Here is a 21,176-nt window from a genome sequence, read left to right as displayed (position 1 = left end):
GAGTCCTCACTAGGCCTTCAGGAGGTTGGCGTCGTCGACCGAGGCCGAGCGTCGGGAACGGTAGATCGCCATGATGATCGCCAGCCCGATGACGACTTCGGCGGCGGCGACGGCCATGACGAAGAACGCCATGACCTGCCCGTCGATGGTGCCGGTGGTGCGGGCGAACGTGACCAGGGTCAGGTTCCCGGCGTTGAGCATGAGCTCGACGCACATGAACACGACGATGGCGTTGCGCCGCACGAGGACGCCGACGGCGCCGATGGTGAACAGCGCGGCGGCGAGGATGAGGTAGTGCTCCGGGCTCATCACTCGTCCCTTCCTTCGGTCTGCTTGGGTGCGGTCTCGGCGGCGGTGAGCTGCCTCGGCGGCACGTATTCGGACAGGCTCTGCTGCTCGACGGTGCCGTCGGGCAGCAGGGCGGGCGTGGCGGTGGAGTCGGAGGTGGCGAACACGCCGGGGCCGGGCAGCGGGCCCGGGTAGTTGCCGGGCGCGAAGCGCTCGCGGCTGGCCTGCTTCTGGCCGTGGGCCTGGCCCTTGCGGGCGACGTGCGCGAACATGAGCGCGCCGACGGCGGCGACGGTGAGGACGCCGGACATGACCTCGAACGGGAAGACGTAGGTGGTGAACAGGCTCTCGGCGACGGCGGCGACGTTGGAGTCCCCTCCGGCGCCTTCGGCGGTCGGCGGGCCGCCCTCGGCGATGGTGAGCCCGGCGACGGCGTGGGCGAGGCCGGAGGCGAGCAGCGCGGCCAGGCCGATGCCGAGGCAGATGGCGAGGAAGCGCTGCCCGCGCAGCGTCTCGAACATGGAGTCCCTGGAATCTCGCCCGAAGAGCATGAGCACGAACAGGAACAGCATCATGATCGCGCCGGTGTAGACCATGATCTGGACGAAGCCGAGGAACGGCGCCGACTGCATGATGTAGAAGACGGCCAGGCAGATCATGGTGAGCGCGAGCATGAGCGCGGCGTGGATGGCCGAGCGGGCCAAGACGAGGCCGATGGCTCCGCCGAGGGCGATCGGCGCGAGGATCCAGAACGCTATGGCCTCGCCGACGCCGGCGGACTGGGCCAGGTCGACGGACTGCGCCAGGTCGACGATCACTGTTCGGCTCCTTCCTGGCGGGCGGCGAGCATCTCGGACAGCGAGAACTCCGCTCCGGCGCTGGGGCCGGGGTTGTCCGGGCCGGACGCGTAGTAGTCCTTCTCGGAGTCGCCGAGGCGCATCGGGTGCGGCGGCTGCTCCATGCCCTCGGTGAGGGGGCCGAGCAGCTGCTCCTTGGTGAAGATGAGGTCGCGCCTGTCGTCGCGGGCGAGCTCGTACTCGTTGCTCATGGTGAGCGAGCGGGTCGGGCAGGCCTCGATGCACAGGCCGCAGAAGATGCAGCGCGCGTAGTTGATCTGGTAGGTCTTGGCGTACCGCTCGCCGGGCGAGTAGCGCTCGGTCTCGGTGTTCTCGGCGCCCTCGACGTAGATGGCGTCGGCGGGGCAGGCCCAGGCGCACAGTTCGCACCCGATGCACTTCTCGAGGCCGTCGGGGTGGCGGTTGAGGACGTGCCTGCCGTGGTAGCGCGGCTGGAGCTTCGGCGGCTCCTCGGGGTACTCGACCGTCACCTTCGGCTTGAACATGTGCGAGAAGGTGACGCCGAAGCCTTTGGCGAAACCGGCCATCTCTACTCCTCCTTCTTCGTTTTCGGCGACGCCGGGGAGCCGCTGAAGGGCTCCCGTTCGCGCCGCTCGGGGCCGCCCTCGGGTGCGGGGGCGCGCTCGGCCGTCGCGGCCGCGGTCTCGCTGGGTTCGAGCTCGGTGAGTCCGCGCGGGCTGGGCGGGACGACGAGGTCGAGCGGCGGGACCGGGAAGCCGCCGAGGCCGGTGTCGGGCTCGGTGGGCGGTTCGTAGGGCTTCCTGGAGGGCCAGAAGAAGATCAGCGCCATGACGACGATGGCGGCGCCCCCGGCGAACGCGATGCGCGTGGGCGTGTCGTTGCCGGCGTCGAGGCCGATGTTCAAGGCGGCCAGGACCAGGAGCCACACGAGGCTGACGGGGACGAGGACCTTCCAGCCCAGGCGCATGAACTGGTCGTAGCGCAGGCGCGGGAGCGTGCCGCGCAGCCACACGTAGAAGAACAGGAACGCCAGGACCTTGCCGAAGAACCAGACCAGCGGCAGCCAGCCCTCGTTGGCCGCGGGCCACCAGGAGGTGGGGAACGGCGCGGCCCAGCCGCCGAGGAACAGCGTCACGCACAGGGCGGACATGGTGACCATGTTGACGTACTCGGCCAGGAAGAACGAGGCGTACTTGAGGCTGGAGTACTCGGTGGCGAACCCGGCGACGAGTTCGGATTCGGCCTCGGGGAGGTCGAACGGGGCCCGGTTGGTCTCGCCGACCATCGCGATGACGAAGATGACGAAGCTGGGCGCCAGGATGAGGAAGTACCAGCCAGGCAGCGTCAGCTCGAAGCCGCCGAGGTCGAGGGGGATGCCTTCGGCCTGGGCTTCGACGATGTCGCTGGTGGACATCAGCTGCGACTGGAAGAACACGGCGAGGACGGCCAGGCCGAGGGCGATCTCGTAGGAGATGACCTGGGCGGCCGCCCGCAGCGCGCCGAGCAGGGAGTAGGCCGAGCCGGAGGACCATCCGGCGAGGACGATGCCGTAGACGCCGAGCGCGGAGCAGGCGAGGATGACCAGGACGCTGACTTCGAAGTCGGTGAGCTGGAGTTCGGTGCTCTGGCCGAACATGGAGACCTCGGGCCCGAACGGGATGACCGCGAACGCGGTGAACGCGCACGTCACGGCGATCACCGGTGCCGCGATGAAGATGACCTTGTCCGCGGTGCGCGGCATGGTGTCCTCTTTGAACGCGAGCTTGAGGCCGTCGGCGAGGGACTGGAGGAGCCCGAAGGGCCCGTTGCGGTTCGGGCCGGGCCGCACCTGCATGACCGCGACGACGCGGCGCTCGTACCAGATGGTGAACAGCACCAGGAGGACGAGGACCACGAAGACGAGGACGCCCTTGATCAGCATCAACCAGAGTGGATCGTTCATCGTTTGACCGCCTCTTTCTCGTCGTCTGCGCCGGCGGCGGGTGCCGGAACCGGGTAGGCGCGGATGGTGACGACGTCGCCCGCGCCCGCGCCGAGGTGGCGGTGGATGCCGCGGCCCGGCGCGTTGGTCGGCAGCCACACCACGCCTTCGGGCATGTCCGTGGTCCGCAGCGGCAGCGTGATCCCGCCGATCGCGGTGGCGACGGTGACGCCCGAGCCTTCGGCGGCGCCGATGGCCTTCGCGGTGGCGGCGCTGAGGCGCACCACCGGGTCGGGGGCGCACCCGGCCAGGTGCGGGTTGTTCTCCTGGAGCGAGCCGCCGTCGAGCAGCTGCCGCCAGGTCGCCAGGATGGCCTTCCCTTCGCCGGTGGACGCGTCGTGGACCGGTTTGGCGGCGGGCCGGTCGGGCTGCCAGTCCGGTGCGGGCTGGCGGGTGATCGGGTCGGGGAGCCCGGCGAGTTCGCCGCGGACGCCGCGGGTGTCGGCCAGGCCCAGTTCGACGCCCATGGCCTGGGCGAGGACGTCGAGGACGGCGTGGTCGCTCATGAGGTCGGATTCGAGGACGGCCTCGAAGGTCCGCAGGCGCCCTTCCCAGTCGAAGTAGGCGCCCTCCTTGTTGGCGGCGGGCGCGACGGGGAGGACGACGTCGGCGACGCGGGTGACCGCGGAGTGGCGGATCTCCAGCGAGACGACGAAGCGGGCCGCGTACAGGGCCGCCTCGACGGCGGGCGCGTCGGCGAAGTCGTACGGGTCGACGCCGCCGACCAGGAGGCCGTTGATGTCGCCGTCGGCGGCGGCCTGGAGGATCTGCCAGGCGCCGCGCCCGTCGGTTTCGGGGAGGGCGTCGACGCCCCAGTAGGCGGCGAGCTGCTCGCGGTCGGCCGCGTAGTCGGCCAGGCCGCCGCCGGGCAGGAGCCCGGGGAGGCAACCGGCCTCGACCGCGCCGCGGTCCCCGGCGCGCCTGGGGACCCAGGCGATGCGGGCGCCGGTGGCGGCGGCGAGCTTGACGGCCGCGGAGAAGGCGCCCTCGACGGTGGCGAGGCGCTCGCCGAGGAGGATGACGGCGCCGTCCTCGGTGAGGGCGTCGTGGACGACCCCGCGGTGGCGCCAGGAGTCGAGCAGTTCGGCCTCCTCGCCGGGGAGCCCCTCGACGAGGTTGGCGTTGAGCTTGCTGGTGCCGCGGGTGGCGAACGGGGCGAGCACGTGGACCCGCTGGCCCTTGGTGCGGACGGCCTTCCTCATGCGCAGGAACGCGATGGGGCATTCCTCTTCGACTTCGAGGCCCGCGACCAGGACGGTCGGGGCGTGCTCGAGGTCCTCGTAGGTGACCGCTCCCGAGGAGGGGTAGACCCCGGCGACGGTGTGCGCGAGGAACTCGGACTCCTCGGTCGAGTGCGGCCGGGAGCGGAAGTCGATGTCGTTGGTGCCCAGGGCGATGCGCGCGAACTTGGCGTAGGCGTAGGCGTCCTCGACGGTGAGTCGACCGCCGGGGAGGACCCCGACGCCGCGGGCTTCCTTGAGGCCCTTCGCGGCGCGGCGGAGCGCCTCGGGCCAGGAGGCCTCGCGCAGGCTGCCGTCGGGCTCGCGCACGAGCGGCTGCGTGACGCGGTCGGCCGCGTCGGCGTAGGAGTAGGCCCAGCGGCCCTTGTCGCAGTTCCACTCCTCGTTGACCGCCGGGTCGTTCCCGGCCAGGCGCCGCAGGACCTTGCCGCGGCGGTGGTCGGTCCGCTGATCGCACCCGGCCGAGCAGTGCTCGCACACGCTGGGGCTGGAGACGAGGTCGAACGGGCGGGAGCGGAAGCGGTACTGGGTGCCGGTGAGGGCGCCGACCGGGCAGATCTGGACGGTGTTGCCCGAGAAGTAGGACTCGAACGGCTCGTCCTCGTAGACGCCGACCTGTTCGAGCGCGGAGCGTTCCATGAGCTCGATGAACGGGTCCCCGGCGATCTGGTCGGAGAAGCGCGTGCAGCGCGCGCACAGGACGCAGCGCTCGCGGTCGAGCATGACCTGGGAGGAGATCGGCAGCGCCTTCTTGTACGTGCGCTTGTCGGCGGCCTCCATGCGGGTCTCGGTGCGGCCGGTGCTCATCGCCTGGTTCTGGAGCGGGCATTCGCCGCCCTTGTCGCAGATCGGGCAGTCGAGCGGGTGGTTGATCAGGAGGAACTCCATGATGCCCTCTTGGGCTTCCTTCGCGACCTGGCTGGAGTGCTGGGTCTTGACGACCATGCCCTCCATCGCGGTGGTGGTGCACGAGGCGGCCGGCTTGGGCATCCCGCGGCCGTTGCCCATGTCGGGGACCTCGACGAGGCACTGGCGGCAGGCCCCGGCCGGTTCGAGCAGCGGGTGGTCGCAGAAGCGGGGGATCTCGATGCCGAGCTGCTCGGCGGCGCGGATGATCAAGGTGCCCTTGGGGACGGTGATCTCGAGGCCGTCGATGGTGAACGTCACCTGGTCGGTCATGTCAGTGCGCTCCAATCGCCGCGGCAGCGAAGCGGGGTGGCTTGGTGCCCTCGATGTAGTCGAGGTAGTCCTGCTCGAAGAACTTCAGCGAGGACGTGACGCAGGAGGTGGCGCCGTCGCCGAGGCCGCAGAAGGAGCGGCCGAGCAGGTTCTTGCAGGCGTCCTGGAGGATCTTCAGGTCCCCCAGGTCGCCTTGGCCGGAGAGGATCCGCTCGTAGACGCGGACCATCCAGTAGTTGCCCTCGCGGCACGGCGTGCACTTGCCGCACGACTCGTGGGCGTAGAACTTGAGCCAGCGCCAGCAGGCCAGGACGGGGCAGTCCTGGTCGGAGAAGATCATCAGCGCGGTGGTGCCGAGGATGGACCCGGCCTTGGCGACCGAGTCGAAGTCGAGCGGGACGTCGGCGTGCTCGGCCGTGAGCATCGGCGTCGAGGAGCCGCCGGGGGTGAAGAAGCGGAGCTCGTGCCCGTCCTCCATGCCTCCGGCGAGCTCGATGAGCTCCTTGAGGGTGGTGCCCATGGAGCACTCGTACTGGCCGGGGCGCTTGACGCGCCCCGACAGGGAGTAGATCATGGTGCCCGCGGAGTTCTCCGAGCCGATCGACTTCCACCATTCGGCGCCGCCGAGCACGATGTGCGGGACGGCGGCGATGGTGCCGACGTTGTTGATGCACGTGGGCTTCTGGTAGAGGCCGTGCGTGGCCGGGAAGGGCGGGCGCAGGCGGGGCTGGCCGCGCATCCCTTCGAGGGAGTCGAGGAGGGCGGTCTCCTCGCCGCAGATGTAGGCCCCGGCGCCGGAGTGGATGACCACTTCGAGGTCGAAGCCGGAGCCGAGGATGTCCTCGCCGAGGTATCCGGCGGCCTTCGCCTCGTCGACGGCGCTGCGCAGGCGGCGGGCGGCGTGGACGGCCTCGCCGCGGACGTAGACGTAGGCGCGGCTCGCTTTGATGGCGTAGGAGGCGATGACGATGCCCTCGATGACCGAGTGCGGGTCGTTCATCATCAGCGGCAGGTCCTTGCAGGTGCCCGGCTCGCCTTCGTCGGCGTTGACGACGAGGTAGTGCTCGTTGCCGTCATCGGGCACGAACTTCCACTTCATGCCGACGGGGAACCCGGCGCCGCCGCGCCCGCGGTGGCCGGACTCGGTCATGAACGCGATCAGGTCGGCGGGAGCGTACGCCAGGGCCTTGCGCAGGGCCTGGTAGCCGTCGAGCTGCTCGTAGACGTCGAGCTTCCAGGCGCCCGGCGAGAGCCAGCGCTTGGTGACGACGGGCTTGAGCTTGTCGAGGACGTCTTCGCGGGGTCGTCTTGGGCCAGGCACGGTTACTCGACTCACTTCGCTTCCTCTTTGTCCTTTGCCGCCTCCGCGATGAGCGGGGCGGCGGCGTCGAAGGCGGGCGCGGTGACGCCCGCTTCGGCCGCGAGCCGGGCCCCGGCGAGGGTGGCGTCGCCTCCGGCGTTGCCTTCGAGGCCGGCCTCGCGCTCGTCGGCGAACCCGGCCAGCTGCACCGACATCTCGCGGAGCGTGCACAGCGGCGCGCCGCGGCTCGGGATGGGCCGCTTGCCTTCGCGCAGTTGGCGGACGAGGTCGATCGCCTCGGTCTCGTCCATGTTGTCGAAGAACTCGTAGTTGACGGTGACGACGGGCGCGTAGTCGCATGCGGCGAGGCACTCGGCGTGTTCGAGCGTGACCGTGCCGTCCGGCGTGGTCTCGTCGTGGCCGACGCCGAGATCCTCGGCGAGCGCGTCGTAGACCCGCTGGCCGCCCTTGGCGTGGCAGAGGGTGTTGGTGCAGACGCTGACGAGCCAGTCGCCGGCCGGTTCGCGCTTGTACATGGTGTAGAACGTCGAGACGGCCTGCACCTGGGCCTTGGTGAGGCCGAGGGCCTCGGCGCAGAAGGCGATGCCCTCGTCGTTGACGCAGCCGTCGTGGGACTGCACGAGGTGCAGCAGCGGCAGCAGGGCCGAGCGGGAGCGCCCTTCGGGGTAGCGGGCGATGACCTCGCGGGCCTGCTCGTGGATCTTCTCCGGGTAGCTCATCGGTCGCGGCCTCCCATGACCGGGTTCTTCTTCAGGTGGCTCATCGGTCGCAACCTCCCATGACGGGATCGAGGGAGGCGCCGCCCGCGATGACGTCGGCGAGCAGGCCGCCTTCGGAGACGGCGGGGATCGCCTGCAGATTGACGAAGGAGGGTTCCCTCATGTGGACGCGGAACGGCCTCGTGCCGCCGTCGGAGACGGCGTGGATGCCCAGTTCGCCTCGCGGGGCCTCGATGGCCGTGTACACCTGCCCGGCCGGGACGCGGAAGCCCTCGGTGACGAGCTTGAAGTGGTGGATCAGGGCCTCCATCGACTGGCTCATGATGTGCCTGATGTGGTTGAGGCTGTTGCCCATGCCGTCGGCGCCGAGCGCGAGCTGGGCGGGCCAGGCGATCTTCTTGTCCTCGACCATGACCGGGCCGGGCTCGAGCTTCGCGACGCCCTGCTTGATGATCTTGAGGCTCTCGCGGATCTCCTCGAGGCGGACGATGTAGCGGGCCCAGGCGTCGGCGCCGTTGTGGACGGGGACGTCGAAGTCGTAGTCCTCGTAGCCGCAGTAGGGCATGGTCTTGCGCAGGTCCCAGGGGAGCCCGGCGCTGCGGAGCACCGGGCCGGTGACGCCGAGGGCGAGGCAGCCGGAGACGTCGAGGTAGGCGACGCCCTGGGTGCGCTCCTGCCAGATGGCGTTGCCGGTGAGCAGGCCCTCGTAGTCGTCCAGGCCCTTCGGCATGTACTCGGTGAAGTCGCGGATCATCGCCACCGCCTCGGCGGTGACGTCCTGGGCGACGCCGCCGGGGCGGATGTAGGCCATGTTCATGCGCAGGCCGCAGACGGCCTCGAAGATGTCGAGGATCTTCTCGCGGTCCCTGAAGCCGTAGATCATCATCGACAGGGCGCCGAGTTCCATGCCGGTGGTGGCGAGGGCGACCAGGTGCGAGGAGATCCGGTTGAGCTCCATCATGATCACGCGCAGGACGTTGGCCCGCTCGGGCACGGTGACGTCGAGGAGCTTCTCGACGGCGAGGCAGTAGCCGGTCTCGTTGAAGATCGGCGCGAGGTAGTCGGCGCGGGTGACGAAGGTGCAGCCCTGGGTCCACGTGCGGTATTCGAGGTTCTTCTCGATGCCGGTGTGGAGGTAGCCGATGACGGGCCTGAGGGAGCGGACGGTCTCGCCTTCGAGCTCGCAGACCAGGCGGAGCACGCCGTGCGTGGACGGGTGCTGCGGGCCGAGGTTGACGATGAGGCGCTCGTCGTTGACCGGGTCGACGGCGGCGACGAGTTCGTCCCAGTCGCCGCCGGTGACGGTGTAGACGCGGCCTTCGGTCGTCTCCCGTTCGGCCGCATAGGCATCCTCTTCGGTGAAGATGTCGTGGGCGTTGTCGGTGGAGTGGTCGGTGGCGGTCACTTGTACGCCCTCCTTTCGTCCGGCGGCTGGATTCCTCTGCGGGGGGCTTCGCCGCCCCGCGCTCCCCCCGTGGGGCGGCCCATGCGAGTCATCACTTGTAGGCCCTCCTCTCGTCCGGAGGCGGAATGTGGGCGCCCTTGTATTCGACGTCGATGCCGCCCAGCGGGTAGTCCTTGCGCTGGGGGTGGCCTTCCCAGTCGTCGGGCATGAGGATGCGGGTCAGGTGCGGGTGTCCTTCGAAGACGACGCCGAACATGTCGTAGACCTCGCGTTCCTGCCAGTCTGCGGTCGGGTACACCTCGGTGACGCTGGCGACGACGGCCTCGTCGGCGCTGACGGCGGTCTCGAGGCGGACGCGGCGGCGGTAGGTCATGGACGTGAGGTGGTAGGTGACGTGGAGCCGGTTCGCCTGCGTCGGGTAGTCCACTCCGGACACCGAGCTGCACAGCTCGAACTTGAGGCTCTCGTCGTCGCGCATGGTCCGGCAGACCTCGGCGGTGCGGTCGGGGGCGATGTAGATCGTCAGCTCGCCGCGGTCGACGACGACCGCGCGGGTGACGTCCTCGCCGCAGGCCTCGCGCAGGGCGGCGAGGACCTCGTCGAAGTAGCCGCCGAGCGGCTCGGGCGTGGAGACCAGCTCGCCCGCGGTCGGGTTGGGCCGCACCAGGCCGCCGAAGCCGGAGGTGTCGCCGGAACCGGAGACGCCGAACAGGCCTTGGGCCTCCTGGCCGACGGGTTGCATCTCGCCGCTCATCGCCTCGCCACCGCCTTGCGGATCCGCAGCTGCTCTTGTGTGCCGCTCTTCGCCGCCTCGGTCCACTCCTTCTTGCGCTGCTTGTCGAAGCGGTAGGAGGAGGGCATGGCACCGGGCTTGACGACCGGCTCGGGGAGGTCGGCGAGGGCCTGCCGGCGCTTGTCGCCGAGCGGCTCGTGCTGGACCTTCTCGTGGAGCTTGAGGATCGAGTCCAGGAGCATCTCGGGGCGGGGCGGGCAGCCGGGCAGGTACATGTCGACGGGCACGACGTGGTCGACGCCCTGGACGATCGCGTAGTTGTTGAACATGCCGCCGCTCGTGGCGCACACGCCCATGGACAGCACCCACTTCGGCTCGGCCATCTGGTCGTAGATCTGGCGTAGGACGGGGGCCATCTTCTGCGAGACGCGTCCGGCGACGATCATGAGGTCGGCCTGGCGGGGGCTGGCGCGGAAGACCTCCATGCCGAAGCGGCCGGTGTCGTAGCGGGCCGCGCCGGTGGCCATCATCTCGATGGCGCAGCAGGCGAGGCCGAACGTGGCCGGCCACATCGAGGCGCGCCTGGTCCAGTTCACCAGGGCCTCGACGGAGGTCAGGATGATGCCTTGCGGCAGTTTCTCTTCGATACCCATTGCTAATCCCAGTCCAGTCCGCCGCGGCGCCATTCGTAGGCGTAGGCGACGAACAGCGCTCCGATGAACATGACGACGGCCCAGAACCCGAAGACGCCGAGCACGTCGTGGTGGACCGCCCACGGCACCAGGAAGATGATCTCGATGTCGAAGACGATGAACAGCATCGCGGTGAGGTAGAACTTCACCGGGAACCTGGTCGCCGACGAGGTGGCCGGGGCGGGCTCGATGCCGCATTCGTAGGGGTCGGACTTGGCGCGGTTGACCCGGCGCGGCCCGGTGATGCGCGAGGCGACCACGGACACGATCCCGAACCCGAGGCCGATCGCGAACATGATGACGACCGGTACGTAGACTTCCACGGCTCAGGCCCTCCTTTCGGTGACGCTGGCGGAGCTGGCGAGCCGATCATTGGCTCTGTCGGTGGGGCTGGCGAGCCGGACACCGGCTCGGTCGATGGGACTTGCGGACCGGGCGTGCGTCCGGCCCAGGCGGGGGGTGGCGATCCTCAGTCCGTTGACGATCCGGTCGGCGAGGTCGCCGCCGGGCGAGTCGGTGAGGTTCGCCAGCAGTTTCAGCACCAGCCGCATGAGGGCGGGGTGCTGGAGGCCGCGCTCGGTGCAGAGCTTCATGACCTGCGGGTGTCCGATGAGGTGCACGAACACCTCGCCCATGCGGTAGTAGGAGCCGAAGCGGCGGCTCAGCAGCTCGGGGTAGCGCTTGAACTGGGCCTCGCGGCGGGGCGCGTTCGGCTGGCGCAGTGCGGCGGCGACCACCTCGGCGGCGATCTCCCCCGATTCGATGGCGTAGGCGATGCCCTCGCCGTTGAACGGGTTGACCATGCCGCCGGAGTCGCCGACGAGCATCAGGCCGCGGCTGTAGTGCGGGACCCGGTTGAAGCCCATGGGGAGCGCGGCGCCGCGGACGGGGCCGTCGGCGGCGGACTCGTCGTTCAGACCCCAGGCCTCGGGGGTGGCCGCGAGCCAGTCGCGCAGGAGCGTGCGGTAGTTGGTCTTGCCGTAGTCGGCCGAGGAGTTGAGGACGCCGAGGCCGACGTTGACGCGGCCGTCGCCGAGGCCGAAGATCCAGCCGTAGCCGGGCTGGAGGACCTCGGGCTCGTCGGCGGTGCGCAGCGCGAGCCAGGACTCGAGGTAGGCGTCGTCGTGCTTGACCGCGGACTTGTAGTACTGGCGGACGGCGACGCCCATGGGGCGCTTGGGGTTGCGCTTGATGCCGAGGGCGAGCGCGAGGCGGCCGGAGACGCCGTCGGCGGCGATGACGAGCGGCGCGCGGTAGGTGACAAGACGGCCGCTCTGCCGAGCCGTCACTCCGGCGACGCGCCCGGCGAGGTCGAAGGCCGGGGCGGTGGCCTGGACGCCGGTGCGCAGTTCGGCTCCGGCGGCGGCGGCTCTGTCGGCGAGGAGCTGGTCGAAGTCGTAGCGGGTGCGGGTGAGGCCGTAGTCGGGGAAGCTCTGGAGGACGGGCCAGTCCAGTTCGATGGCGGTGTCGTCGGCGACGACGCGCAGGCCGCGGTTGCGCATCCAGCCGGCCTCTTCGGAGGTGTCGACGCCCATCTTGATGAGCTGGGCGACGGCGCGGGGCGTCAGGCCGTCCCCGCAGACCTTCTCGCGGGGGAAGTCGGACTTCTCGAGCAGCAGCACGTCGAGTCCGCGCTGGGCGAGGTGGTAGGCCGCGGCTGAACCACCGGGTCCCGCGCCGACGACGATGACGTCCGCATCGGGCGTTGCGTGAGTGGTCACGAGCGTCCTCTCAGGCGTTTGAGGCGGTGATCATTCTTACGAGCCACCCGCTTGTGAAGCTCTTCACAAGCGTTTGTCAGCAGTCTAGAACTCCGTTATTCCCGCCCTGTCACTTAGGTCGACCTAACTTAGCGTTACGCGTGCTCACGGCTCGTACAGCCGTGCCACGGAAGCCGGGCGGCGAGGCAGGGAAAACCGTTTCCAAAAACGGGCGGCACAGTGGCGAATCCGACAGCGATGCGGGCCTGCAACTCATGACAACACGAGACACTCTCGTAACACCCGCAGCGAGCTGCGGGGTCGTGGCGAGCGACACAATGGTTCAAAATTGAACTTTGGCGGTGCGGCGGTTATCGTCGACGAGTAGTTCAAATCTGAACCAACGACAATTGTGCGCGGCTTCGCCGCCCCCAACACTGCTAACGAGGTAGGTACATGTCCGTCAACGCTGCAGAGCCCGTCAAGGTCGCGGTCGTCTTCTACTCCGCCACCGGCAACGTCACCAAGCTCGCCCGCCAGATCGCCGAGTCCGCCGAGAAGGCCGGCGCCGAGGTGCGCCTGCGCCGCGTCACCGAGCTGGCCCCGCAGGCCGCGATCGACTCCAACCCGGCCTGGGGCGAGAACGTCAAGGACATCGCCGAGATCCCCGAGGCCACCCCGGACGACATCGTGTGGGCCGACGCGGTCCTGATGGGCTCGCCGACGCGCTACGGGAACATCGCCGCGCAGCTCAAGCAGTTCATCGACACGCTCGGGCCGCTCTGGTTCCAGGGCCTGCTCGCCGACAAGGTGTACTCGGGCTTCACCGCCACCTCCGGCAAGCACGGCGGCAACGAGTCGACGCTGCTCGCGCTCTACAACTCGTTCCACCACTTCGGCGGCATCGTGGTCGCGCCGGGCTACGCGAACGAGACGCTGTTCGCCAACGCCTCGCCGTACGGCGCGGCCCACTTCGGCAACGGCGAGATCGACGAGCTCGTCCTGAGCGGCGCCACCGCCCAGACCGAGCGCGTGATCGCCACGGCGGCGGCCCTGAAGATCGGCCGCGCCGCGGCCGTCGCGTAGCGCGGCAGCGCAGTAGCGCGCCAAAGCCGGACGGGTCCGACCGAGGCACCGCACTCACGGAGACGCCCACTGGGAACGTTATAGGATATAACCTTCCCGGTGGGCGTCATGCCGTCAGACCGAATGCGCTCCCATACGCGAAGCGGCCCGCTTCAGCGAGACCAACGCGCACGTTCCGAGCGACACCGCCGCGCGGAACCACATTCGCATCGATGCCCAGTGAGAAGATTATAGGATATATTCTATAACCTTCCCACTGGGCGTCGTGCTGTCAGGACTCCTCCAGGCGGTTGAGGATGCGCCTTGCCAGGGCGCCGAACTGGGCCGCCTCCTCCTTGTCGAGGGCGTCGAAGATCAGCTCGCGCACGAGCGCGACGTGTCCCGGCGCCGCCTTGGCGAGGACGTCCATGCCGTGGGGAGTGAGCTTGGCGAGCGTGGCCCGCCCGTCGGTGGGGCAGGCGAAGCGCTCGATGAGCCCGGCGTCCTCGAGCCGCCGCGCGACATGGGACAGGCGCGAGAGCGAACCGTTGCACAGGTAGGCGAGATCGCTCATCCGCTTCGTGCGGTCCTCGGCCCGCTCCAGGACCGCGAGCACGCCGTATTCGAAGTGGCTGAGCCTCGCGTCGCGCCGCAGCTGCTCGTCGAGCGCGTTGGGGAGCCGCATGACCACGCCGATGAGGGCCAGCCAGGTCTCCATCTCGGCGTCGTCGAGCCAAGCCACGTCGTCACTCATGCCACAAGCTTAACGACGGAGGTTGCCTTCCCGGGCGGAGTGAGTATTATTAGTTGAACATTCAAGTTTCTGGCCGCGGCGACCCCGCGACCGAACCGAGAGGGGAGCGGCCATGACCGCCCAGCCAGGCGCCGCATTCGACGCGTTCCTGCGGACCACCGCCCACCGCACCGCCGAGCGGCGCGACTGGACGAGCGCCGACGGCCCCCTCCCGGCCCTGTACCTCAGCCACGGCGCGCCGCCCCTGTTCGACGAGCCCGAGTGGATCGAGGCGCTCTTCGCCTGGGCCCAGCGACTGCCAAGGCCCAAGGGCATCCTCATCGTCTCGGCCCACTGGGAGTCGGCCCCGCTCATGCTCTCCAGCCCCGAGGCCGCCACGCCGCTGGTCTACGACTTCGGCGGCTTCGCCGAGCGCTACTTCAAGATGCGGTACGAGACGCCCGAGGCGAGCGCGATGGCCGAGCGCGTCGCCGCCGCGATGCCCGACACCGAGCCGGTCCACCGGCACCCGAGCCGGGGCCTCGACCACGGCGCGTGGGTGCCGCTCAAGGTCATGTACCCCGACGGCGACATCCCGGTGCTCCAGCTGTCGATCCCCACGCACGACCCCGACCGGCTCATGGCCATCGGCCGCAGGCTGCGCCCGCTGCGCGAGGAGGGCTACCTCGTCATCGGCTCGGGCTTCATGACCCACGGGCTGCCGTTCATCGACTTCTCCGACAAGGTGCCCGGCTGGTCGGCCGACTTCGACGCCTGGGCCGCCGAGGCGCTGGCGGCCGGGGACATCGACACGCTCGCGTCGTACCGCTCGAAGGCGCCGGGCATGCCGTACGCCCACCCGACGGTGGACCACTACGTGCCGCTGTTCGTGGCCTACGGCGCCGCGAGCGAGGCCGAGCAGCCCGCCGCGACCGTCATCGACGGCTTCTGGCTCGGGCTCTCGAAGCGCTCGTTCGAGCTCGTCTGAGTTTTCTCCAGGGCGACGCTTCTCTGGGGCGGATCCTCTGAGGCGCAGACGGTTCTCTGAAGCACAAGCGGTTCTCTGAAGTGCAGACGGGCGCGGTCGCCGGGAAGCACGATCCGGCGCCGGACGATCCTCCCGGCGCCGGGCCGTGGTCGGCTTATTTGAAGCCGCGGTGGAGGGCCACGGCGCCTCCGGCGAGGTTGCGCCAGGCGACCTTGCGATAGCCGGCCTTCACGATCTGGTCGGCGAAGGCGGCCTGGTCGGGCCAGTTCATGGTCGACTCGGCGAGGTACCGGTAGGCCTCGGGGTCGGAGGCCACGCGCGCGGCGATCTTGGGCATGATGCGCTTGACGAACAGGCCGTGCGCGGCCCGGTAGGGCTTCCAGGACGGGTGGGAGACCTCGCACAGGACGAGGCGGCCGCCGGGCTGGAGGACCCGCAGGATCTCGGCGAGGCAGGCGTCGACGTCGACGACGTTGCGGATGACGTACGAGCCGGTGACGGCGTTGAACGTGTCGTCGGCGAACGGCAGGTGGAGCGCGTCGCCCGCCACGAGTGGCACCTGCCGGTCGGCGTGCTCCTTGAGCATGCCGATGGAGATGTCCAGGCCGATGACGTCGGCGCCGGACCTGGCGAGCTCGGCGGTGGAGACGCCGGTGCCCGCGCCGAGGTCGAGGCACCGCTCCCCCGGCTGGAGGCTGAGCGCCTCGCGGGTGGCCTTGCGCCAGCGCCGGTCCTGCCCGGCGAACATGACGGTATTGGTGCGGTCGTAGGCCGGGGCGACCCGGTCGAACATCGCGGCGATGCGGCGGGGCTCCTTACCGGGCGTATCCGGTTCACTCTCCTGGCTCACGCGCCCAGCCTTGCACACTGCGGGGAGGAAAGCCGCCGGAGGCCCGGCGGTGTGGGCCGCGCCGAACGGACGGGGCCGAACGCCGCATCCGGGGTCGAAGCGCTCGCGTGGGGCACGGAGCGGTCCTGGGAGACCGGCGCCGCCCGCGACGGCGGCCGAAGCGCTCGTGCGGGACATGGAGTCGAGGCACCGGGACGCGGGAGAAGCCGACCCCGCCGCAGTGCTCGCACCCGACGCGGCCGCGGCCGCTCTGAGCGCTCGCGCGGGGGCACAGCGAAACCTGAGCACAGAGAAATCCGCCGGAGCCCGGTCGGTGGGCCCCGGCGGATCAAGGGGTTAGCGGGCGCGCGGGATGCGCGTCACGCGCCGCCTGGAGGGAGCGAGGGAAGGAAGGCGGTGCGTTCGCCCGGCGGGAGTGCCCTTTCGGGAAGGCCGGCGAGCCGGACACCGGCTCGGCGCGATGACGGGAGCGGTTGCGCGGCAAGGCGGAGGGCGACGGGATCGACGGTGGTCGTCGGCATCTGCTCCTCCTCGCGTCATCGGGGGTCGGACAGCCGCGGGCCGCTTCGCGGTGCGGTCTGCGTTACAGGACCACCCTGACGCATGCGGGCTGTGATGTCGATCTATGAAACCGAACCGTTATCGCACGTAACCCATCCGATAACTACGGCGTGCCCACTGTCACATTTCTGCTGGTAGTCGGCCGTTTCCGTGCCCGAGTGGGCCGTTTGCGGCGGTTTACCGCGCTCATAGAGGCGTGAACGGGAGATGTCGCGTGTGTGGCGGGGCGCGCGTACACACACAGACGCGCGCCCCGCCATCTCCAGGGGATAGAGGGGAGCGGCACACTCGCCGCCCCCCAATAGGGCCAAGTCGCGGGTGCTGTACAGCATCCCGGACGCGGACGGCGCGGCACAAGCACTGTGACCGAACCGTTATTGAAACTCAATGTTCGATGAGGCGGCCCTTGACGACGGTGGCCCGGCAGTTCCCGGCGGCCTCCGAGACGAGCGCCGCGTACGGGTTGGCCTCGGCGTCGACGTCGAAGACGGCCAGGTCGGCGCGGGCGCCGACCTTGATGGCGCCGATGTCGCTTCGGCCGAGGGCCTTCGCGCCGCCCTCGGTGGCGGCGCGGACGAGCCACTCGTTGAGGCCGTCGCCGTCGTCGCCCTGTGCGAGGGCCATCTTGCGCAGCACGGGCCATTCGGCGGCGACGTCGAGATCAGGCGCGGAAGCGCGCGAGTCGGTGCCGATGGCGACGGGGTTGCCTTCGGCGCGGTGGGCGGCCACGGGCGCCTCACCGGCTTCGAGGCGGGCGTTGGAGCGGGCGCACAGGGCCACGGCGGTGCCCTGCTCGCGCAGCAGGCGCCGGTCGTCGGCGTCGAGGTGGACGCCGTGGGCGACGTGGGAGTCGGCGCCGAGCCAGTTGACCTTGGCCATCTGCTGGGCCGGGGAGTGCCCGGCGCCGCCGCTGGCGAGTTCGAGGTCGAGGCCGATGCGGCGGTTCATGAACGCGAACGGGCCCGAGCCGCGGCGCACGAACATGTCCTCGTGGACGGTCTCGGCCAGGTGCGGGTGGAGGCGGATGTCGAGGGTGCGGGCGAGCTCGGCGAGGCTCTTGGCGACGCCCGTGCCGAGCGAGTAGAGCGTGTGGGGGCTGATGCCGACGGCGAGGTCGGAGCCGTTGACGGCGCGCGTCTCGGTGACGATCTCTCTCCAGGCGTTGCGGCGCTCGTCCCAGGCCGCGTCGTCGATGAAGCAGGCCTCCCAGTAGGCGACCCCGGCGAGGTCGGAGGCCAGGAGCGGTGCGAACGCCGCCGCGGGGGTGACGACGTCGGCGACGGCGGTGACCCCGGCGGCGAGGGACTGGTCGATGCCGTCCTGGACGGCGGCCTGCCACGCCTCGTCAGCGGTGGCCGGGTTGCGCCTGGGGAACTCCTGGATCCACTCGAAGAATTCCTTCTCGTTGTCGTGCATGTCGGCGAAGCCGGTGTAGCACAGGTGCGTGTGGGCGTTGACCAGGCCTGGTGTGAGGACGCCTGCGAAGGCGGTGGTGTCCTCGGACTCGGGGGCGTCGGCGGCGGGACCGACGTAGGCGATCCGCCCGTCGTCGACCCCGACCGCGCCGTCGCGAATGGGCTCGCCCGCTATGGGGACGACGACGGGGGCGGTGTAGATGCGCATGCCGCGAGCTTACTCAGCGTGCTATGCGGACCGTTCCAGTGCCGCGTACGCCGGGCGGATGACCTCGTCGATGAGGACGCGGCGCTCGGGGTAGGGCAGGAACGCGGCCTCGGCGGCGTTCACGGTGCAGTTCGCGATCTCGCTCCAGCTCCAGTCGAAGGCCTCCGAGAGCAGGTGGAACTCGCGGGAGGTGTGGGTGCGGCTCATGAGCCGGTTGTCGTTGTTGACGGTGACGCGGAAGCCGAGCCGGTAGAGGTCGTTCACCGGGTGGGTCGCGATGGAATCGGCGGCACCGGTCTGGAGGTTGGAGGAGGGGCACACTTCGAGGGCGATGCGCCGGTCGCGGATGTAGGTCGCGAGGCGGCCGAGCTGGGCCCCGAAGCCGGAGCGGTCGATGTCGTCGGTGATCCTGACGCCGTGGCCGATGCGCTGCGCGCCGCAGTCGGCGACGGCCCCCAGGATCGAGTCCAGGCCGTCCGACTCTCCGGCGTGGATGGTGAACGGCATGCATTCGCGCCGCAGGTACTCGAAGGCGGCCAGGTGCTTCTGGGGCAGGAAGCCCCGCTCGGGACCGGCGATGTCGAAGCCGACGACGCCCTTGTCGCGGTGGGCGACGGCGAGTTCGGCGATCTCCTTGACGCGGTTGGCCTGGCGCATGCCGCACAGGATGGTGCCGGTCTGGATGGTGTGCCCGGCCTCGGCGGCGAGGCGCTCGCCCTCGGCGAGCCCGGCGACGGTGGACTCGACGACCTCGTCGAGGCTCATGCCGCGCGTCAGCTGCTGCTCGGGGGCGTAGCGCAGCTCGGCGTAGACGACGCCGTCGGCGGCGAGGTCCTGGACGGCCTCGGAAGCGATGCGGGCGCAGTGCTCGGGCGTCTGCATGGCCGCGACGGTGTGCGCGAAGGTCTCCAGGTAGCGCTCCAGCGAGCCGGAGTTCGCCGCGTCGAAGAACCAGTCGGCGAGGGCCTGCGGCTCGTCGGCCGGGAGCGGGCGGCCGATCTCGCCCGCGATGTCGATGAGGGTCTGGGGTCGCAGGCCGCCGTCGAGGTGCTCGTGGAGCACGACTTTCGGAGCGGAGCGGATCTCGTCGTGGGACAGCGGTGCGGAAATCATCCCATGAATGGTAACGACCGCCGATTGCGAGGAGTCCTCAGAGGCGGACCTCGTCCCAGCGGAGGGGGCGGTGCCCTTCGGCGTGCACGGCCCACTCCAGGGCCCAGCGGCGGTGCCACACGAGGCTGTCGTCGATGCCGCGCGGCAGCGGCGAGCCCGAGCGCCTCGCCTGGTCGCACACCCAGTCCAGGCAGTAGTAGAAGTCGAGCATCTCGGCGACGACGGCGGCGTCGCGCGTGGGGGTGAGGTGGCGGTCGCGCCACTCGCTGAACGACTCGGGGCGGCGCAGGTCCGGGAGCATCTCGGGCAGGTCCTCGGCGCAGGCGAGGGCCGGGTCGAGGTGGTCGACCAGGCCGATGAGCCAGGAGACGGCGTAGAGGCTCTCGAGCTGGTCGGCGTAGCGGGCCCTCTCGCCTCGGCCGCAGGCGATGAAGCCCCACTCGTCGGGGGTGAGGTGGTCGAGGACGTGGGCGTCGAGGAGCCAGCGCATCGCGAGGTCCTCGGGCATGTTGAACACGCGGGCCTGGACGACGTTGAGGATCGCCGCGCGGGCCTCCATGTCGACGCGGTAGCGCAGTTTGGGGAGGCGGTTGTCGGAGAAGGGCGTGGGGAGCCGCTCGGGGGGAGCGGGTATGCCCAGGGCACCAAGACCATCCACTGTACGCACTCGTACGCTGCGGGGATCGGAGATCAGCGACGGCATATGGGCTCCCTACCACTAAGGGTTCACCTGACTGGGCTGCGTAACACGGAAGGGTATTTGTGAAAGACTGTAGCGTCCGACACACGTTTCAGTCAATCCGGGCTGGTGAGACCAGCGCCGCGCTACTCCGGGGTATTCGGTCGCTACGCAGGAGTTTCACGGCTGGTCGAGATGAGTCTCTTGTGGCCGGGGTGCACCGGTGGTGACGATTTGTCCGCGCACGGTCAGAACCGTGCGCCACCGGCGGCGGAAACACCGGCGATCGGCGCAACTCGGGCGAGGCCCTCAAGCGTCGTAACGGTGGCGGGATCGCCCGATTCCGCGCGAAACGGTTCGGCGAAGGGACGGCGACACGATGGCGCGATCAGATTCCAAGGCGCGCAGGGCATTGGCGGCGGGGGCCGTACTGCTGGCGACGGGGGCGGCCGCACTCGTCCCGGCGGGCGGGGCCGCGGCCGCCGCGTCCGAATGCGAGCTCGAGACGCTCCCGATCCCGCACGAGCTGCGGTTCACGTTCGCGACCGGGATGAGCGACGACGGCTCGGTCATCGCCTACCGGGCCTACCCGCTCGACCACGGCTTCGAGCGCTACCCGCTGCTGTACTCGGACGGCGAGGTCACCGAGGTGCCGATCCCCGGCACCGACCAGTCGCTGGGCGACGTCAACTCCGAGGGCGTCGCCGCGGCCACCACGTGGACCGACGACGGCTCGGTCCCCTACGTCTGGCGCGACGGCGAGGCCACCGAACTGCCGAACAGCGGCGAAGGCGAGGCCAGGGGCGTCAACGAGCGCGGCGACATCGTGGGATCGGTGGGCCGCCGACCGGTGCTGTGGGCGGCGGGATCGGACGAGGCGGTCGAGCTGGCGCTGCCGGAGAAGGCCACGCGGGGCACCGCGGTCGACATCGGCGACGACGGCGTGATCGTCGGCTACTTCTCCACCGCCGAGGGCGACTTCAAGCCGTACCTGTGGGACCGCCACGGCGACGGCGCCGACCTGCCGATCCCCGACGAGGTCGACTCGGGCCGGGCGCACGCCTACGTCGCGGACCTGAACGGGGACTGGGCTTCGGGGTACCTGAGCGCCCCCGGGTTCGAGGGCGTCGGCATCCGCTGGAACCTGGCCGAGGGCACCGCCGAGGTCCTCGACATCGAGGGGCCGGCCGCGGTCGCCGCCGACGGCACGGCGGCGGGGGCGGTGTTCCCGAACGCGGCCGTCCAGACCGAGGAGGGGGTCGTCGAGCTGCCGGGCGTCAGCGACCCGGCCGACAACTACTTCGGCGACCGCGCCGCCGAGATCAGCGCCGACGGCTCGGTGATCGTCGGGAACGTCTACGCGGGCGAGGACGCGAGCGGCTTCCACGTCCTCAACGCGGTCACCTGGACCTGCCGCTGAACGCGGGCCGGGCTCGCCGCGGCTGAGGCCTCGCGGTACAGCGCCGCGCCCCTGGATCGCGCCGGGG

General features: G+C 70.2%; 18 protein-coding genes and 2 pseudogenes. 3 read left to right on the top strand and 17 right to left on the bottom strand.

What is annotated here, in order from left to right:
- Positions 1-9: 9 nt before the first annotated feature.
- From nuoK to H613_RS28590, 12 genes and pseudogenes are all read right to left on the bottom strand, one after another.
- Positions 10-309, bottom strand: a complete 300-nt coding sequence (gene nuoK, locus H613_RS0122805) for an NADH-quinone oxidoreductase subunit NuoK (protein WP_026925582.1) — start codon at positions 307-309, stop codon at positions 10-12.
- Positions 309-1,106, bottom strand: a complete 798-nt coding sequence (locus H613_RS0122800) for an NADH-quinone oxidoreductase subunit J (protein WP_245598649.1) — start codon at positions 1,104-1,106, stop codon at positions 309-311. The genes nuoK and H613_RS0122800 overlap by 1 nt, the downstream gene beginning before the upstream one ends.
- Positions 1,103-1,672 carry an NADH-quinone oxidoreductase subunit NuoI gene (gene nuoI, locus H613_RS0122795; RefSeq protein ID WP_026925580.1) on the bottom strand — a complete coding sequence of 190 codons (570 nt, stop codon included), beginning with the start codon at positions 1,670-1,672 and terminating at the stop codon, positions 1,103-1,105. Before nuoI ends, H613_RS0122800 begins: the two co-directional genes overlap by 4 nt.
- A 2-nt stretch (positions 1,673-1,674) precedes the next feature.
- Positions 1,675-3,048, bottom strand: a complete 1,374-nt coding sequence (gene nuoH, locus H613_RS28600) for an NADH-quinone oxidoreductase subunit NuoH (RefSeq protein WP_051393731.1) — start codon at positions 3,046-3,048, stop codon at positions 1,675-1,677.
- On the bottom strand, positions 3,045-5,507 hold the full coding sequence (locus H613_RS0122785; protein WP_035739070.1) for an NADH-quinone oxidoreductase subunit G: 2,463 nt from the start codon (positions 5,505-5,507) through the stop codon (positions 3,045-3,047). The genes nuoH and H613_RS0122785 overlap by 4 nt, the downstream gene beginning before the upstream one ends.
- Position 5,508: 1 nt before the next feature.
- Positions 5,509-6,843, bottom strand: a complete 1,335-nt coding sequence (gene nuoF, locus H613_RS0122780; protein ID WP_245598647.1) for an NADH-quinone oxidoreductase subunit NuoF — start codon at positions 6,841-6,843, stop codon at positions 5,509-5,511.
- Positions 6,843-7,547: pseudogene (gene nuoE, locus H613_RS31860) on the bottom strand (NADH-quinone oxidoreductase subunit NuoE); the annotation flags it as partial. The gene nuoF and the pseudogene nuoE, both read right to left, overlap by 1 nt.
- A 40-nt stretch (positions 7,548-7,587) precedes the next feature.
- Positions 7,588-8,913 (bottom strand): NADH-quinone oxidoreductase subunit D, encoded by a 1,326-nt coding sequence (locus H613_RS0122770; protein ID WP_026925577.1) that lies wholly within the window; start codon positions 8,911-8,913, stop codon positions 7,588-7,590.
- Positions 8,914-9,043: 130 nt separating this feature from the next.
- A complete protein-coding gene (locus tag H613_RS0122765) occupies positions 9,044-9,706 on the bottom strand; it encodes an NADH-quinone oxidoreductase subunit C (protein WP_026925576.1) in 663 nt (220 codons plus the stop codon).
- The gene (locus tag H613_RS0122760) at positions 9,703-10,338 is read right to left on the bottom strand and encodes an NADH-quinone oxidoreductase subunit NuoB (RefSeq protein ID WP_026925575.1); all 636 of its coding nucleotides are present in this window, start codon (positions 10,336-10,338) and stop codon (positions 9,703-9,705) included. The genes H613_RS0122765 and H613_RS0122760 overlap by 4 nt, the downstream gene beginning before the upstream one ends.
- Before the next feature lie 2 nt (positions 10,339-10,340).
- Positions 10,341-10,700, bottom strand: a complete 360-nt coding sequence (locus tag H613_RS0122755) for an NADH-quinone oxidoreductase subunit A (protein WP_026925574.1) — start codon at positions 10,698-10,700, stop codon at positions 10,341-10,343.
- Between the two features lie 132 nt (positions 10,701-10,832).
- A pseudogene (locus tag H613_RS28590) lies at positions 10,833-12,098 on the bottom strand (geranylgeranyl reductase family protein); the annotation flags it as partial.
- 435 nt (positions 12,099-12,533) lie between these two features.
- Between H613_RS28590 and wrbA the strand changes: the two are divergent.
- Entirely contained in the window at positions 12,534-13,163 is a 630-nt protein-coding gene (gene wrbA / locus H613_RS0122745) for an NAD(P)H:quinone oxidoreductase (protein ID WP_026925573.1), read from the top strand.
- 271 nt (positions 13,164-13,434) lie between these two features.
- Here wrbA and H613_RS0122740 read toward each other — a convergent pair whose 3' ends face one another.
- The gene (locus tag H613_RS0122740; RefSeq protein WP_026925572.1) at positions 13,435-13,896 is read right to left on the bottom strand and encodes a MarR family winged helix-turn-helix transcriptional regulator; all 462 of its coding nucleotides are present in this window, start codon (positions 13,894-13,896) and stop codon (positions 13,435-13,437) included.
- 112 nt (positions 13,897-14,008) lie between these two features.
- Between H613_RS0122740 and H613_RS0122735 the strand changes: the two genes are divergently transcribed.
- Positions 14,009-14,863, top strand: coding sequence for a dioxygenase family protein (locus H613_RS0122735; RefSeq protein ID WP_026925571.1), 855 nt, complete (start codon positions 14,009-14,011; stop codon positions 14,861-14,863).
- Between the two features lie 154 nt (positions 14,864-15,017).
- Here H613_RS0122735 and H613_RS0122730 read toward each other — a convergent pair whose 3' ends face one another.
- From H613_RS0122730 to H613_RS0122715, 4 genes are all read right to left on the bottom strand, one after another.
- Positions 15,018-15,713, bottom strand: a complete 696-nt coding sequence (locus tag H613_RS0122730) for a class I SAM-dependent methyltransferase (RefSeq protein WP_026925570.1) — start codon at positions 15,711-15,713, stop codon at positions 15,018-15,020.
- A 945-nt stretch (positions 15,714-16,658) separates the two neighbouring features.
- Entirely contained in the window at positions 16,659-17,897 is a 1,239-nt protein-coding gene (locus tag H613_RS0122725) for an amidohydrolase family protein (protein ID WP_026925569.1), read from the bottom strand.
- Positions 17,898-17,918: 21 nt separating this feature from the next.
- Positions 17,919-19,010 carry an adenosine deaminase gene (locus H613_RS0122720; protein ID WP_035739068.1) on the bottom strand — a complete coding sequence of 364 codons (1,092 nt, stop codon included), beginning with the start codon at positions 19,008-19,010 and terminating at the stop codon, positions 17,919-17,921.
- A gap of 37 nt (positions 19,011-19,047) precedes the next feature.
- A complete protein-coding gene (locus H613_RS0122715) occupies positions 19,048-19,668 on the bottom strand; it encodes a DUF4272 domain-containing protein (RefSeq protein WP_051393729.1) in 621 nt (206 codons plus the stop codon).
- A gap of 400 nt (positions 19,669-20,068) precedes the next feature.
- Here H613_RS0122715 and H613_RS0122710 point away from each other — a divergent pair, with 400 nt between their 5' ends.
- Entirely contained in the window at positions 20,069-21,109 is a 1,041-nt protein-coding gene (locus H613_RS0122710) for a hypothetical protein (RefSeq protein WP_156926215.1), read from the top strand.
- Positions 21,110-21,176: the final 67 nt, after the last annotated feature.

Source organism: Glycomyces arizonensis DSM 44726, from assembly GCF_000482705.1.
Lineage (GTDB): Bacteria > Actinomycetota > Actinomycetes > Mycobacteriales > Micromonosporaceae > Glycomyces > Glycomyces arizonensis.
This window is presented reverse-complemented; position numbering and strand designations above follow the sequence as displayed.